Here is a 16,585-nt window from a genome sequence, read left to right as displayed (position 1 = left end):
GTCCCTGTCTCCCCCACAACCAAGCACCGTAATCATTTGCTGATTGCCTTTACGGAAATCTCGGATGGTTTCCAGTACATTCCGAACCGCATCCGGCGTATGGGCATAATCTACTATGCCGATGATTCCACTCTTTGAAATCATCGTGTCAAAACGACCTTCGGCGCCCGATATATTGCTGATTGCGGTGAGCACCTTCATCGTTTCCTGTTCCAAAAGGATAGCAGCACCGTATACCGCCGCGATATTATACGCATTGAAGCCGCCCACAAGCTTTACCCATACTTCATGACCATCGAGTTGGAGCAGCATGCCATCGAAATGACTTTCGACAACCTTCGCTTTGAAGTCGGCCATACGTTTGAGTCCATACGTTCGTTTATGTGCAAAGGTATTTTGCAACATAACGGTGCCATTTTTATCGTCTGCATTGGACAATGCAAATGCGAAGCGGCCCAGATCATCGAAAAACCGCTTCTTGGCTTGGATATAAGCATCGAACGTTTTATGGAAATCTAAATGGTCGTGGGTGATATTGGAAAAAATACCGCCCGCGAAATGGAGCCCGGCTATCCGTTGTTGTACGATGGCATGTGAGCTCACTTCCATAAAACAATAATCGCATCCGCTATCGACCATTTCTTGAAGCAGCCCATTCAACGCGATAGGGTCTGGCGTGGTATGTGTGGCGGCTACTATACGGTCGCCTATCTGGTTCTGTACCGTGGAAACCAAACCAGCCTCGTATCCCAGTTGCCTGAAAAGTTTATAGAGCAACGTAGCGATCGTGGTTTTACCATTGGTGCCGGTAACCCCTACTAATTTTAATTTGGCCGATGGCGTGTCGAAATAATTTGACGCTGACACTCCCAAAGCAAAAGCGGTATCTTCAACCTGGATATAGGTAACGTCATCTTTCGTTACTTCAGGCATTTTTTCACAGAGCACTACGGTGGTGCCGAGCGTGACTGCATGGTCCACATAATTATGCCCATCGACCTGCGTACCGACTACGGCAACGAACATGCTTCCCGGCCTGGCCTCACGCGAGTCGAAACATAGGCCACCTATCGCCACATTGAGGTTACCCACTACGTGGCGCACCGGAATGCCGTGAAGTATGTCTTTCAGCGCCTTCATTTCAATTCGATTACGATAGAAGCCCCTGTTTTAACATGTTGCCCGGCGGCCAATGACTGGGCAACCACCTTTCCTTTTCCCTTTACGGTAGTGCGGTAACCCGAATTCTCAAGGGCATACATGGCATCGATGAGTCCCATTCCCTTCACATCAGGCACTGTCCCCGTTTTTATCGTTTCATCCGAAAAAGGGATTCCTTTTACCGTATCTATCTGCTGCATAGGCTCCGCGGATGCATAGGTAGTTTTGATACCCAGTGCATCGTAGACACGCAACGTAGCAGCTTTGGACCCCTTAAGTGACGAAGGCTGTTCAGTATTGCCGACGAAGCGCATACGGTCGAAATCTTGTTGGAGTTCGAGATCATTAGCATACACCATGTCGGCCAATTCACGGAACACCGGACCGGCTACCGACGCGCCGTAATAACCGTTTCGGGGATTCTGTACCACGACAATCATGGAGTATTTCGGGTTATCGGCGGGGAAATAGCCCGCAAACGACGATTGGTATTTACGATTGCGGTAACCTGCTGCTCCATCGGCCATTTGCGCTGTTCCCGTTTTACCGGCCATCGACAGCTGCGGGTTTCGCAACCGCTTACCGGTGCCTTCAATCATGACGCCGGCCAACATTGCCTGTAACTTACCAATGGTAGCATCCGATGCAATCTGCTCGTCGATGACACGCGTATCGAAGTGCTCGATGGTGTTCCCCAATCGCCGGATTTCCTTTACGAAGAGCGGCGCCACCATCTTGCCATCATTTGCCACGGCATTATAGAGGCTTAATGTTTGCAATGGGGTCAGCTTCAATTCATAGCCATAGGCCATCTGTACCAAAGAAAGGCCACTCCAGCTTTTACTATCAGGCGTCTTGATCAATGGATTGCCTTCGCCCGGTATCTGCAGGCCCAAGGGTTCATTGAGGTGTAATTCGTGCAGCCCTTTGGTGAATGCAGCTGGATTATTCTTATAATAGGTATTGATGATTTTGGTAATGGCCACGTTGGACGACACCTCGAACGCCTCTTTCACCGTCATCGTACCGTAAGCATGCGTATCGCGGATGGTGTGCCGGTGCACGCGGTAGGTACCGTTTCCGGTCTCAACGATGGTATTCGTGTCGATTTTTCCATCATCGAGTGCCACAAGGTAAGAGGCCAGTTTAAATGTAGAGCCGGGTTCGGCGCTTTGGGCGATAGCATAGTTGAATTTTTCGCGGTAAACACCTTCTTCGATCCTCGTGAAATTGGCGACCGCACGTATCTCCCCGGTCGCAACCTCCATCAGAATGACGCAGCCATTATCGGCGTTGCTCACAATCAATTGCTTTTCGAGCGCCCGTTGCGCCATATCTTGCATGTTCACATCGATGGTAGAGATGATATCCGCACCGTCGACGGGAGCCACTTCGATCTCCCGGTTCACCGGCATCCACACACCACCTGCTATCCGCCTTACTAAGCGTTTTCCACTCTTCCCATCGATATATTCACCATATGCCCCTTCTAAACCTACATGCACATCTTCTGCAGGCACTTTATAACCGATGGTGCGCGCCGCGAGATTCATAAATGGCAAGATGCGCTTATTCTTGCGCTCTGCAATCAGGCCACCTTTATATTTACCTAAATTGAATATCGGGAATTCCTTGATTTCCTTCAATTCCTGGTGCCCCACGTCCCGTTTGAGCAGATAATACCTATTTCCATCCTTCCGTGCCTGTTTGAGCGACCGCGAATACTGCGCGGACGATTTGTCTTTAAAAAAAGCCGATAACTTGGCGGCAAGCGAATCGACTTTGGCATAAAACACATCGTCTGCAGCAATGCCGGGGGCTAGCAGATCCACACGAAGATCATATTCGGGAACCGATGTAGCCAATAAGCTGCCATCGTCCGAATAAATGTTACCCCGCACAGCTTCTACATCAACGTACCGGGTAGATAGGCTATCTGCCAATGCCCGCCATTCAGTCCCTTCCACGTATTGCAGGTGGAAAAGCTTGGCCAGCACGGCAATGGCAAAAAGCACAATCAGCCCGAATGACAGGTAAACCCTTAGCAATATGTCCGTTCTGATATTCATGCCTCTTATGATTTTAGCTAACCTTTACTTAATTTTTTGCTCTGACCACCACGATTTTTTTGGGCGGCGCCGTCCGCTCTTTCAACCCCATGGTATCCACACGCTTGGCAATCTCGCTTTGGGTGGTGAGTTTCATCAGATCGGCCGAAAGCGACTTGTAATCCCAGTTCATCTCCTTCACCTCCTTGCTCAAGTGATCAATCTGCCTGATTGTCCGTTCAGCATAATGACGGTTGGCAATGTAAAGGATCGCCAACAGCCCTACGAAGGCAATGAAGGGTATATAGCCAACGAATGCCGAAGACGAAAACCGTTCCGTAGAAAACAGAGACTGGAAAAAGCTGCGCGTGGCATCCGCCTTTTCCTCGACTGTTTCTTGCAACTCGGCTTGCTGTTCTTCACTCAGCGGCTGCCTTTTATACGAGTTCCTTGCCATATTGCTTGCTTCAATCTGCTTGCTCAAACTTTCTCGGCTATCCGCAACTTAGCGCTGCGGGCCCTACTATTACGGACCAACTCTTCATCACCCGCCACCATCGCCTTACGGTTAACGGCCTTCAACGGTTTAATCTCATTACCATAAAAATCCTTTTCCACGTCTCCCTTAAATTTACCCTTTGCCATAAAATTCTTCACAAGCCGATCTTCCAATGAATGGTAAGACATCACCACTAACCGTCCGCCGGGGTTCAGCACCGCGACGGCCTGCTGTAAAAACTCCTGTAGGGCATCCAGTTCGCCATTCACCTCAATACGCAATGCCTGAAACAACTGCGCATAGTACTTATGCTCTTTGCCGCGGGGCACCGCGTTTTTAACAACCGTTTTCAACCCATCCACCGTATTGATGGGCTGTATAAGCCGTGCCGCTACAATGGTCCTGGCCAACGTACGTGCATTATGGAGTTCTCCGTACATACCGAAAATACGGTGCAGTTCAGCTTCCGGGTAAGTATTCAGCACCTGCTTGGCATCCAAAGACCCGGCGCGGTCCATCCGCATATCCAACTCCGCGTCAAAACGCGTGGAAAATCCACGTTGAGCATCATCGAACTGATGCGAGGACACCCCCAAATCCGCAAGGATCCCATCAACGGCTCTCACCCCATAAAACCGGAGGTTGTTTTTCAGGAAACGGAAATTCTGGTGCACGAGCACAAATCGCTCATCGGCTATCGCGTTTCGCAACGCGTCGGGGTCTTGGTCAAAGGCATACAGCCTACCATCTCTCCCCAAATGCTTCACAATCTCTTTCGAATGACCCCCACCCCCAAATGTCACGTCTACATATATGCCACCAGGCTTGATTGCCAATGCTTCCACGCATTCGCGCAACATTACCGGAACATGGTATCCGTTACTTATCATCTTCATCCGTCAACTCATCATCACCCATTACCTCTTCTGCCAACGCCGCGAAATCATCATCCTCATCATCTTCCCACAATTTATGGTACGCCTCTTTAGCCCAGACCTCAATCTTATTGAACTGACAGGACAACACGACCTCCGTTTCAATCTGGCCATATTCAAGTAGCGACTTAGGCAACAGCACACGGCCGGCCGAATCCAGCGACAACTCGGTAGCTCCACGGGTAAAGTCGCGGATAAACTTTCGGTTCCTGGCCTTATAGGTGTTCAACTTCGCTAGCTTATCGGTGATCTTATCCCACTCGCCCCTTGAATAGATTACGAGATGTTTTTCAAAGCCCCGATTGACTACAAGCCCAGACCGCTCAGCATCAGGCATTTGCCTCTTGAGCGCAGCCGGCAACACCATCCTTCCTTTGGTGTCTAGCTTACAATCAAATTCGCCTATCAAATGGCCCATAAATACACTTCTCGCAATAAATATGATGTAAAAGTAGGAATTTACTCCACTTTCCCCCACTTTTTCCCACAAAAAAGTTTTCCACACTCCAGACCCCCCACCGCCGCCGACCATACACCACGACGAAAACCTAGTCTTGGCAATCCTTTAGCATCGTATAAGATGTAGTAGAATAACTACAAAATCAAAAAATCCAATGGGGTTTGTTGCCCAACGGCCATCATTATTGGCATCTTTGCGAGGGTTGGATGTTCCACCTTTTAATCAATATGCGTTTAACCGTTATCTTTTCTTTATTATTAAGTGCATCTGCCCTATCGCAGTCATGCGAAAAGCGTACGGACCTGACGCCTACATCATGCAACTGTGATATTGATGGTGAACAGTTATCCGAACAGCGCTTGGTCACCTATCAAGTCGCCGCACATAACGAAGCCTTGGTCTCGTCAGTGACGTACCAAACGAACGATGGTCCGGTAACGACCAACCACCCCGCCCTTCCTTTTAGCACGACCGTTCAACTTGCAAAAGGTGAAACCATTGCCTTGCGGGTTGAGGGCAATCCCGGAAAAGGCGCAATCGTATTGACCTATGACACCAACAACACCCCCCATACGCCGAATGTACTGAGTAGCAGTGTGTCTAGAGTATGGATTTTAGAGGACGGTACCTGTCGGTAAATCAGTCCAAAAAACACCAACACAACACGTTGTATATAAACAAATTACAGTGTTGTAGACATATTACTACATCCGATTTAAACCAATCGTACTACTTTTGTTCCGTCATCACTGGTTCATCGTGGAGCCTGGAATGCAACTTCACCAAACATTGTCAATAGGATGAAAAAGAAAAAAATACTCATCGTAGAAGACCAGCTAATCATCACCATGGATTTGGAGTACATGCTCCAGGAACTTGGTTACGACGTTTGTGGCATTTGCACAAATTATGACGACGCCGTTTCCCTCATCAAAACGGCAAAGCCTGACCTTATTTTAGTCGACATCATTCTATATGGTGAAAAAACCGGGATTGATTTAGCCCACGAAATCAACGCGACCTACCATATCCCCTTTATTTTCCTCACGTCGCATGCAGACCGTAGCACTATAGAGGCGGCCAAGTCCACTAATCCGGCCGGTTACATTGTAAAGCCCTTTAACCGAAACGATGTATATGCGTCTATTGAAATCGCACTCAATCAAGTGGAAACAAAAGAAGAAAGCCAGAGCATTTTCCTACCCAACGGAAAGCACAAAACCAAAATATCGATAGACGATATGATTTACGCACATGCCGAGGGGAATTACACTACGTTCATCACAACAAACAAGAAAATCGTGCTGCGTAAGTGCCTTAAGGAAGTCGCGGAAACCATCCTGAACAACAAGAAGTTTGTGAGGATACATAAATCTTATCTCATCAACACAGACGCCATCCGGGCACGCAGTGCATCCAATATCCTGCTTAACAACGGCGATAACCTTCCCTTGGGTCGGGCGTACGTTGGAAGCTTGTGTTAATCTCAGAAAAAACCGCTATTTTTGCCGTTCTAGACAAAAAAGGGCATGCACAGAACACATACTTGCGGAGAGTTGACCATTTCGGATTTGGGTAATACCGTTATACTTAGCGGTTGGGTACAGAAATCCCGTGATTTGGGCGGGATGACATTCATTGATGTACGTGACCGTTATGGCGTAACACAACTGGTGTTCGATCCGGCCGACGACGAATCGTTACGAGCCGAAGCACGCTCCCTTGGCCGTGAATACGTAATTAAGGTGACCGGAAAGGTAATCGAACGTGAAAGCAAGAACCCCAAAATACCCACCGGCGAGATCGAAATCAAGGTAGCACGACTCGAGGTACTGAATGCCGCAAAGCTCCCACCCTTTACTATCGAAGATGATACGGATGGCGGCGACGATTTACGGATGAAGTACCGTTACCTCGACCTTAGGCGTAACCCGCTACGGAACAATCTCGTGCTACGGCACCGTCTTGCACAGGAAACCCGCAATTATCTTGACAAGCATCATTTCCTGGAAGTGGAAACGCCGGTACTCATCAAGTCCACTCCGGAAGGTGCGCGCGATTTCGTTGTACCCAGCCGGATGAACCCGGGTGAGTTTTATGCCTTGCCGCAGTCGCCGCAGACCTTCAAGCAACTGCTGATGGTTTCAGGTTTCGATCGTTATTTCCAGCTTGTCAAATGTTTCCGTGACGAGGATTTGCGGGCCGACCGCCAACCGGAATTCACCCAGATAGATTGCGAGATGGCCTTTGTTGAACAGGAAGACATCCTCCAATTGTTCGAAGGCCTAATAAAACACCTATTCAAACAGATAAAGCATATCGATTTAGACACCATTCCCCGCATGCCTTACGACGAGGCTATGCGTCTGTATGGTTCTGATAAGCCCGACATCCGCTTCGGCATGCCGTTCGTCGAACTCAACACGGTCCTTCAAGGCGCTGGTTTCCCCGTATTCGACAAGGCAGACCTGGTGGTAGGCATCAATGCTCAAGGCTGCGCGTCCTATACCCGGAAGGAACTTGACGCATTGACAGACTTCGTGAAGCGTCCCCAAATTGGCGCTTCTGGACTGGTGTATTTGCGGTGCAATGCTGATGGCACATTCAAGTCGTCGGTCGATAAATTCTATAGCCCCGAGCAGCTGGCTGTGTGGGCGAACGCATTCGACGCACAGCCCGGGGATCTATTGCTCGTTATGGCTGGCAATACGGACCGCGTGCGGAAGCAACTATGCGAACTAAGATTGGAGATCGCCTCCCAACGGGGATTGCGCGACAAAAACACATATGCACCCTTATGGGTAACGGATTTCCCCTTGCTCGAATGGGATGACGAATCGGGACGCTACCATGCCATGCACCATCCCTTCACCTCGCCGAAAGTCGAGGACATCCCGCTTTTAGAGACAGAACCGGGCAACGTTCGCGCCAATGCTTATGATTTGGTCATCAATGGCACCGAAATTGGCGGGGGCTCTATACGGATACACGATCGAGACCTGCAATCGCTCATGTTCAAACACCTGGGCTTTACAGCCGAAGAGGCCCAAAAGCAATTCGGCTTTCTACTGGACGCATTCACTTATGGAGCGCCACCGCACGGAGGAATCGCCTTTGGATTTGACCGGCTGGTTGCTGTATTTGCGGGGCTAGACAGCATCCGTGATGTGATTGCATTTCCGAAGAACAATGCCGGGAGGGACGTGATGATCGACTCGCCCTCGGCCATAGCCGGCACACAGTTGGCCGAACTGGGCATCGCGCTAAGTTAGCCCCCACAACAGTTCGGCCTTTTTTGCGTTATTGATGTAATAACACTTACGTATGTCGTCTGCACGAGAGACCACCTTCCTTAAAGAAAGTGCTGTCAAGGCATTTGAACCTCGACACCGAAAAATCATCAATTATAATATTGATAAATACGATGATGCAGTGAACCGGGGGCTTCCTCAGTTCAACCATCTGGAAAATTCGAAACGGAAAGCGCATATCGCCAAGTGGCGGGTAATGGAAAACCTGGATAAACTATTACCTGAGTTCGAGGCCAATTTCCTACGGAGGGGCGGTAAAGTCATCTGGGCCAACGATGCGGTGGAGGCCCGTGAGGAAATAGGTAAAATCCTGACGGATGCCGGAGCCAAAACGGTGGTGAAATCCAAATCGATGACAACGGAAGAAATCGAGCTCAATGAATTCCTTGCCGAAAAAAACATAGAAGCGATAGAGACAGACCTGGGCGAATATATTGTGCAGTTGTTAGGGCAAAAACCTTACCACATCGTAACGCCCGCCATGCATCTAAGTTTACCTGATATCCAAGCACTTTTCCATCAACGTTATGGCACTCCGCCCGAGGCTACCGCCCAAGAGCTGACGTTAAAAGCGCGGGAGCTGTTGCGGGAGCAATATACAACGGCCGACGTAGGCATAACGGGGGGCAATTTCCTGATAGCAGATACCGGCAGTGTCGCCATCACAGAAAATGAAGGCAACGCACGGCTATCCACTACCTTTCCGAAAATCCATATCGCCATCGTGGGCATCGAGAAAATCATCCCATCGCTCAACGACCTCGACCTATTTTGGCCACTGCTTTCAACGCACGGCACGGGGCAGCGCCTTACGGTATACAACAGCATCTTCAATGGGCCGCGGCAGGAGAATGAAACCGACGGCCCGGAAGAAATGTACGTCGTATTGCTGGATAACGGCCGTACCGAGTTATTGGCCCAAAAAGACCAACGCCAAGGTTTATATTGCATCCGCTGTGGCGCTTGCCTGAACGCCTGTCCCATTTACAAAAACGTTGGCGGCCATACCTACGACACCACTTACAGTGGCCCCATCGGATCGCTGATTACTCCGCATCTCCGGGGCATGTCAGCATTCAAGCACTTGAGCTACGCTTCCAGCCTCTGTGGTAAGTGCTCTGAAGTATGTCCGGTAAAGATCGACATCCATAAAATGCTGCTCCTCAACAGGCGCGACGCGGTGGCAAACCACCTCTCCACCAAAACAGAACGACTCGCATGGAAGGGCTTTACATATGCCATTACCAAGCGCCGCGTAATCGATTTTTTCGGCGGGAAATTCAAAAACTTCTTTCTTCGTAATTTTTTCCGGAAAGCATGGGGCAAGCGCCGCGAGCTGCCACACATTGCGGAAAAATCATTCAGCCAGCAGTGGAAGGAGCGAAACAAATAATCATTCGAGTTCTGCTGATTTCGCCCAGATATTGATCGAGCTGTCTTTTGCGTGATTATCTATCTCCGTTAGTTCTATTTCAGAAAAATCAAGATTATCCAATGCACCTACACAATCTACCACTTGCTCGGGCTTACTGGCACCGATCAGTGCCGACGTCACATGATTGCCCCGGAGCACCCAGGCAATAGCCATTTGCGCCAGCGTTTGTCCGCGACGCTCTGCGATGGTATACAGTGCACGGATGCGCCCCATATTTTCGTCGCTCAAGAACCCGGAACGGAAAGAAGGTCTCTTTTTCGCCCGGCTATCGTCCGGAACACCATTCAGGTATTTGTCAGTAAGCATTCCCTGCGCTAGCGGCGAAAACACGATCGAACCCATACCCAAATCAGCCAGGGTGTCGAGTAAGCCGTCTGTCTCTACCCATCGATTAAGCATCGAATAACTCGGCTGGTGGATAAGGCAAGGCGTACCCAACTCGCGCAAAATGGCTTCAGCTTCTCGTGTACGTTTGGTATTATATGACGAGATCCCCACATATAAGGCTCTACCCGAGCGAACAATGTGATCAAGTGCCATCATGGTTTCCTCCAAGGGCGTATCGGGGTCGAACCGATGGGAATAGAAAATATCGACGTAATCGAGTCCCATCCGCTTCAGGCTCTGATCGCAGCTAGCCACTAAATACTTGCGACTTCCCCATTCGCCGTAGGGGCCGGGCCACATGTCATATCCGGCCTTTGAAGAGATGATCAGTTGATCGCGATAACCGGCGAAGTCTTCTTTCAATATACGGCCAAATGCCAGCTCGGCGCTACCTGGGGGCGGACCATAATTGTTAGCTAGATCGAAGTGGGTAATACCTAGGTCAAATGCCTGCCGGCAGATCGACTGTTTGGTACGGTGTGGCATATCGTCGCCAAAGTTGTTCCATAACCCTAAAGATATTGCTGGAAGTTTCAATCCGCTGCGGCCGCAACGATTATAGAGCATCCCTTTATATCGGTCTTGATTTGGTGTCCAATCCATTATTGTCATTTGATCTATTACCGTGTTCGGTTTATTTCCGCATTTCAAATCGCATACCTGGCCATCGGTGCTACTTCCTGTCCAACAAACTCTTGGGCTAGGTATTTATAGTGACCCGCAACCGCAATCATAGCCGCGTTGTCCGTACAATACTCGAAGCGGGGGATGAACACCTGCCACCCCTCTTTCTTACCCAACGACATCAGCCCGTCTCTAAGCCCCGAGTTGGCTGACACACCGCCCGCAATCGCTATATGAGACACACCGGTCTCGCGGGCTGCCCGCCGTAACTTGTTGAGCAAGATGGAGACAATACGCGATTGCACCGATGCACATACATCATTGAGGTTTGTCTCAAGGAAATCGGCCTGTGCAGCTAGTTGCTGCTGCACAAAATACAGGATAGCTGTTTTCAGTCCGCTGAAACTGAAATTAAGTCCGGGCACCTGTGGTTCGGGAAACGCAAACGCGTTAGGGTTGCCATGCTTAGCATGGCGATCAATCAATGGGCCGCCCGGATAAGGCAGTCCAAGTATTTTCGCTGTCTTATCGAATGCTTCCCCCGCGGCGTCGTCGAGGGTTTGGCCCAACACTTCCATTTCGAAATGGCTTCTTACCAAGACCAGTTGCGTATGCCCTCCCGAAACCGTAAGGCATAAAAAGGGAAATTCAGGAACGGGTTCTTCGATGAAATGCGCAAGGATATGGGCTTGCATGTGGTTTACCTCAATAAGTGGGATACGCCGGGCGAGGGCAAATGCTTTAGCGAACGATGTTCCAACCAATAATGACCCCAACAGTCCGGGCCCGCGTGTAAACGCTACCGCATCTATATCATTTTTATGTACTTTTGCATCGCGGATAGCCTGCTCGACGGCAGGGATAATGTGCTGTTGATGTGCGCGCGACGCCAGTTCGGGCACCACGCCACCGAATTTTTCATGGATGGTTTGGTTTGCGATGACGTTCGAACGTATCGTACCGTTAACGCTGATTGCGGCAGACGTTTCATCACATGAAGATTCTATGCCGAGAATAGTGGGCATGGCAGTCAATGTTTCGCGTTTAATGAAAGCAAAAATATCAAAAAAATCTTAAAAATATCGCTGTGGACGCTGGTCGCCTTGTTACTTGCATTAACGGGGCTCATCTATGCCCTCCAATACCGCCCTGTCCAGACTTATTTTGCTAAAAGGGCGGCCCATTACCTGTCGAGCGAACTACATACCACCGTATCGTTGGAGGGCCTCTATTTCAAACCATTTTCATCATTGGTCCTCACGGGCCTGTATGTGGCCGATTTAGGCGGCGACACCCTGCTTTATACCGATCAACTGACAGCATCGGTAAACTTATGGAAGATACGCGATGGCCAAATTACCATCAATGAATTAACCCTATCGGACGGATCGTTCTTTCTGCATCGGCAGGGGGGCACCAGCAATCTTTCGTTTCTTATTGACTATTTCCGTCCCGATACGGACGACCGGACTTTGAACGACCGCTGGCGCCTCACCCTCAGCGTCGGTGCTATTGATCTGTCAAACATCTCACTTCGCTATTTACACGACGAACCCACCCCATCCAAGGGTATCAATTACCGCGATATCCACCTCACTGATCTGAGCGGCCATTTCAGCGAAATCGAATTCGACACTCCTATTTTCAAATCGACTATCGAAGGTCTTACATTTCGCGAGAAAAGTGGATTCTATCTCCGCGAAATGCAGGCAATCGCCGAAATAGATAGCAATTATTTGGAGCTGCGGGACTTGTATATGGAAACCAACCGAAGTAGGTTGGGTGATTATCTACGGTTCGAATATGCGCAGTTTTCGGCATTTGAACATTTCATGGATGCCGTGACGATTGAGTTAAAGCTTAATCGAGCACGTATTAACTCCAAAGACATTGAATTTTTCGCTCCCGAGGTTGCCGTCACACGTTTCGATATCACCCTATCGGGTGCGCTCACAGGAAGTGTGTCGGACATTTCGGCACGCGATGTCGTGTTGCGAGCCGGCAATCGTACGCAATTATGGGGTGATTTGGATATCCGTGGCTTGCCCGATATCGAGCATACGCTCTTCGATATGAGACTCCATCGGCTAGCGACGAATAGTACAGACATCGAATTGTTGGTGGGCCAACTGGGTCGTAGTGGGTCATTTGAATTGCCCGCTGTATTCGAGCGGATGGGCGACGTTGCTTATCGCGGTACATTGGCCGGTAATTATTACGACTTCCAAGCCACGGGAACCCTGGCAACTTCACTAGGAGTTGCCCATACCGCGCTCAACCTAAACATCCGTGATGGAGGCCACTACGCCGGTAAAATCGCGACACCTGAATTCGATCTGGGCACCCTGCTCAAATACCCGCAAGTTGGGTTTAGCGGTTTCGACATCAACGTTGCCGGCGATGGCTTTACACTCCAAGATATCAACAGCCAAGTGGATGGTAGCGTGTCATACCTGGATTTAAAAGGGTATCGCTACACGGCCATCGATTTGGCCGGGGAATTTTCCAAGATGAAGTTCTCCGGGAATATTGCTGTAGATGACCCCAACTTGCAATTGCTTTTCGATGGTGGCATCAACTTTAATCCCGAACGGCCCGAATATGCGTTCGACGCGACAGTGGCCCACGCTGATCTGTCCAACCTCCACCTTTACCGTAAATTACCGGTAGTGATAGAAAATGCTACCATTGCGAGCAACTTCAATGGGAATGCCTTGAATAACATGCAAGGAGACCTATCCTTTTATGATGTCCGTTTTCAAACGGATTCATCACGATACACCGTTGATTCGCTCGTACTTAAAGCCAGCGGTAATGAGGCCCACCGCGTCGTCTATTTGCGCTCAGACCTTGCAGATGCCACCGTAAACGGTGAAATGGACCTGACCACGCTTGACAGCTATTTCAAATCGGTAGCCATGCAGTATGCACCATCGCTCGCGCTAGCAATTGGCCCGATAGGCAAGCAGGCCTTCGACCTTAGCCTACGACTCAAGGACACGGCGCCAATTACAGCCGTGTTTGCCCCTAAACTTACAGGCGGTGAAGGCGCACAATTGAACGCCCGATTCTCTTCCACGGACCGCACGGCGACCATTAACTTCCTCGTTCCGGAACTGTCGTATGGCGTGATCGACATCCATCGCTTAATCGTGGATGAGTCGGCTAATGAGGGAGCTTTGCGACTGTTGGTGACAGCCGATCGGATCAGCGCCACGGATAGCTTGTACATCAACAACGTCAATCTCTCGAATGTCATGGCCGGAGACAGCCTCCATTTTAATTTAAAACTGTCTGACATCACGGCCAGCAACCAGTTGGATATGAATGGAATGGTAAATTTCCAGCGAGGCTCCCCCACACGCATACGCATGTTACCTTCCGCGTTGGTACTCAACAATGAGCCTTGGCAATTCGATGACGATGCGGTAGCTTACGTAAACAAAGGCGAAATCGAAGTACGCCGCCTCGAAATATCCAATCAGGGGCAAACAGCCCGTTTGGAAGGCACCTTCTCCGATAAAAGCGACCATAACGTTTCATTTACATTCAAAAATTTCAACCTACGCACATTCAATCCCCTGATGGCAGCATCATCGATTAAGCTCAATGGTATCCTCAACGGACACATGGACGTATCCTCCGTACTGCACAACCCTTTCGCTGTTGCAGATATGGCAGCAACCGATGTACGCCTCAACCAAACGGCGATAGGCGACGCCGTACTACGTGCAGACTTCGATCGCGTCAGTGAATTAGTCAATGTCAACCTGGCGGCGACACACGATGGGATAGAAACCATCAGCGCAGCGGGCACTTACGATGCTACGGCCGATAGCGAGAAACTCAATGTGAAGGCACATTTCAATCATAGCGAACTGATCCTCTTCCAACCCCTGCTCGGAAAGCTTGTATCCAACCTCAGTGGAACGGTCTCGGCCGACCTACAGGTTTCGGGCTCAGCGTTGGCTCCCCAAATTAGTGGCCGTTGCCGGTTACATGATGCCGGGTTCACCGTCAATTACTTGAAGACGCCCTATCGGATAGACGATGAATTCGTGCTCACCAATAGCGCCATTCACTTGGATGACTTGGTGATTACCGATCCGGGCAACAACCGGGCTATCGCCAATGGGCATGTGGACATGCGAAATCCGTTGGTTCCCGACATTCGCGTAACGGTGGATGCCACCAATTTCCTCGTGTTGAACACCACATTCCGTGATAATCCGTCTTATTACGGAACCGCATACGGGACGGGTACGTTTTCTTTCAACGGGCCGACAAATGCGATGCAGATCAATATCCAGGCAAGCACCGATGCATCCACGCGGTTCCATATACCGCTCAACGCGGTCGGAACGGTCAGTGACAACGATTTCATCCGATTTGTCAGTCACGACACAACGAACACCGCACAAGTACGCCCTCGCCTGTTCCAAGGTCTCAGCATGAACATGGACCTACAGATTACGCCCCATGCAGAAACCAGTCTTTATACCGATCTTGGCGAACTTACTGGCCGTGGTGAAGGCACGATTTCACTACGGATGTCGAGCTTTGGTGATTTCGAAATGTTTGGCGATTACACCATCAATACCGGTAAATTTACGTTCACCGCACAGGACTTCATCAACAAGATATTCGAAATCAACGAGGGCGGAACAATCCGTTGGACAGGACAACCTACCGATGCTACGATTAATCTCGCCGCAGTGTACGGCCAGCGGACGAGCCTAGCTCCGTTATACAATGCAGCGGGGCGGGAAACCATTGAGCAGCGGGTGCTTGCACATGCGGTAATGAACCTCAATGGCAGCCTGATGCGTCCCGATATCACGTTTGGCCTCAATTTCCCGAATGATCCGTACGTGAACGATGAATTGCAGAGCTACTTAAGTGATGCGAACAACGTGAACCAACAGGCGCTGAGCCTGATTGTGCGCCGTAGTTTTTCACCTGGTTCGGCAACCGATTTTAGCCGCGAATTGAACAACACCCTCCTCAGTGCGGGTACCGAACTAGCGTTTAACCAATTGAACAATCTCATTTCACAATCATTGAATATTAAGTTCGTCGATTTAAACATCCGGTCGCTCAACGATGCAAGCGCATCGTTACGCTTTTTCAATGACCGGTTGATTTTCACAGGTGGCGTTGCCGATATGCGGAATGTCAATGATCTCAATGTTTTCAGCGACCGCATCGTCACCGATGCCGAATTACGCTATCTGATCCGCAAAGACGGCCGACTGGTATTGCGGGGCTCCAACAGGTTGAATAGCCGGAATTTCCTTCCGCTGACTATCAATGAAAATTACGTTAGCGCGCTCGGGCTGGTCTATCGCCAGGAATTCTATACGTTCCAAGAGTTTTTTAGACGCCTCGTAACGATCCGTAGAGAAACAGAGGAAACAGAACCCGCCGTCAATCCCGACGAACAACCGAACTACACACCCAAGGATTAACCTACTCCTGGCATCGAAGTGCCCTCGGACATATCTTCAAATAAAGGTTTATGTGAAAAGTAATAACTATTTGATTAATAAAAAACTAAGCAATTTACTTAAAGTTAGTCGATCGTACTTCACCAAGCATCCATAGCCAACTAAAAATCAACACGATACCTATACAATCACTGCCATAACGTCATTGGTCGTATACCGTGCGGTGGCAGATCCGTGCGTATCCGATAAAATCGTATCTTTGTGTGATTTTTTAACTT

At 49.6% G+C, this 16,585-nt stretch carries 12 protein-coding genes; 5 read left to right on the top strand and 7 right to left on the bottom strand.

The features are described 5' to 3' along the window. The 5 genes from ACO1NT_RS08550 to mraZ form a co-directional block, all read right to left on the bottom strand. A partial coding sequence (locus tag ACO1NT_RS08550; protein ID WP_449048163.1) for a UDP-N-acetylmuramoyl-L-alanyl-D-glutamate--2,6-diaminopimelate ligase occupies nt 1–1,140 on the bottom strand: 1,140 nt, incomplete at its 3' end. Continuing rightward, nucleotides 1,137–3,230: a penicillin-binding protein gene (locus ACO1NT_RS08545; protein WP_449048162.1), complete on the bottom strand. Its 2,094-nt coding sequence runs from the start codon at nt 3,228–3,230 to the stop codon at nt 1,137–1,139. The genes ACO1NT_RS08545 and ACO1NT_RS08550, both read right to left, overlap by 4 nt. 28 nt (nt 3,231–3,258) lie before the next feature. Continuing rightward, on the bottom strand, nt 3,259–3,666 hold the full coding sequence (locus tag ACO1NT_RS08540) for an FtsL-like putative cell division protein (protein ID WP_449048160.1): 408 nt from the start codon (nt 3,664–3,666) through the stop codon (nt 3,259–3,261). 23 nt (nt 3,667–3,689) lie between these two features. Beyond that, nucleotides 3,690–4,595 carry a 16S rRNA (cytosine(1402)-N(4))-methyltransferase RsmH gene (gene rsmH, locus ACO1NT_RS08535; protein WP_449048164.1) on the bottom strand — a complete coding sequence of 302 codons (906 nt, stop codon included), beginning with the start codon at nt 4,593–4,595 and terminating at the stop codon, nt 3,690–3,692. Next, nucleotides 4,588–5,061 (bottom strand): division/cell wall cluster transcriptional repressor MraZ, encoded by a 474-nt coding sequence (mraZ, locus tag ACO1NT_RS08530; RefSeq protein WP_449048159.1) that lies wholly within the window; start codon nt 5,059–5,061, stop codon nt 4,588–4,590. The genes rsmH and mraZ overlap by 8 nt, the downstream gene beginning before the upstream one ends. A gap of 269 nt (nt 5,062–5,330) precedes the next feature. Between mraZ and ACO1NT_RS08525 the strand changes: the two genes are divergently transcribed. The 4 genes from ACO1NT_RS08525 (at nt 5,331) to ACO1NT_RS08510 (ending at nt 9,807) form a co-directional block, all read left to right on the top strand. After that, the gene (locus ACO1NT_RS08525) at nt 5,331–5,741 is read left to right on the top strand and encodes a hypothetical protein (RefSeq protein ID WP_449048158.1); all 411 of its coding nucleotides are present in this window, start codon (nt 5,331–5,333) and stop codon (nt 5,739–5,741) included. 162 nt (nt 5,742–5,903) lie between these two features. Then, nucleotides 5,904–6,587, top strand: a complete 684-nt coding sequence (locus tag ACO1NT_RS08520; RefSeq protein WP_449048157.1) for a response regulator — start codon at nt 5,904–5,906, stop codon at nt 6,585–6,587. A 45-nt stretch (nt 6,588–6,632) separates the two neighbouring features. Then, nucleotides 6,633–8,375, top strand: a complete 1,743-nt coding sequence (gene aspS, locus ACO1NT_RS08515) for an aspartate--tRNA ligase (protein ID WP_449048156.1) — start codon at nt 6,633–6,635, stop codon at nt 8,373–8,375. A 52-nt stretch (nt 8,376–8,427) separates the two neighbouring features. After that, nucleotides 8,428–9,807 (top strand): lactate utilization protein B, encoded by a 1,380-nt coding sequence (locus ACO1NT_RS08510; protein ID WP_449048154.1) that lies wholly within the window; start codon nt 8,428–8,430, stop codon nt 9,805–9,807. Here ACO1NT_RS08510 and mgrA read toward each other — a convergent pair whose 3' ends face one another. Continuing rightward, nucleotides 9,808–10,839, bottom strand: a complete 1,032-nt coding sequence (mgrA, locus tag ACO1NT_RS08505; protein ID WP_449048153.1) for an L-glyceraldehyde 3-phosphate reductase — start codon at nt 10,837–10,839, stop codon at nt 9,808–9,810. 44 nt (nt 10,840–10,883) lie between these two features. Continuing rightward, nucleotides 10,884–11,885: a tRNA (adenosine(37)-N6)-threonylcarbamoyltransferase complex transferase subunit TsaD gene (gene tsaD / locus ACO1NT_RS08500; protein WP_449048152.1), complete on the bottom strand. Its 1,002-nt coding sequence runs from the start codon at nt 11,883–11,885 to the stop codon at nt 10,884–10,886. Between the two features lie 78 nt (nt 11,886–11,963). Between tsaD and ACO1NT_RS08495 the strand changes: the two genes are divergently transcribed. Further along, nucleotides 11,964–16,328: a translocation/assembly module TamB domain-containing protein gene (locus ACO1NT_RS08495; protein WP_449048151.1), complete on the top strand. Its 4,365-nt coding sequence runs from the start codon at nt 11,964–11,966 to the stop codon at nt 16,326–16,328. Nucleotides 16,329–16,585 lie beyond the last annotated feature (257 nt).

It is taken from the genome of Parapedobacter sp., from assembly GCF_053550995.1.
This window is presented reverse-complemented; position numbering and strand designations above follow the sequence as displayed.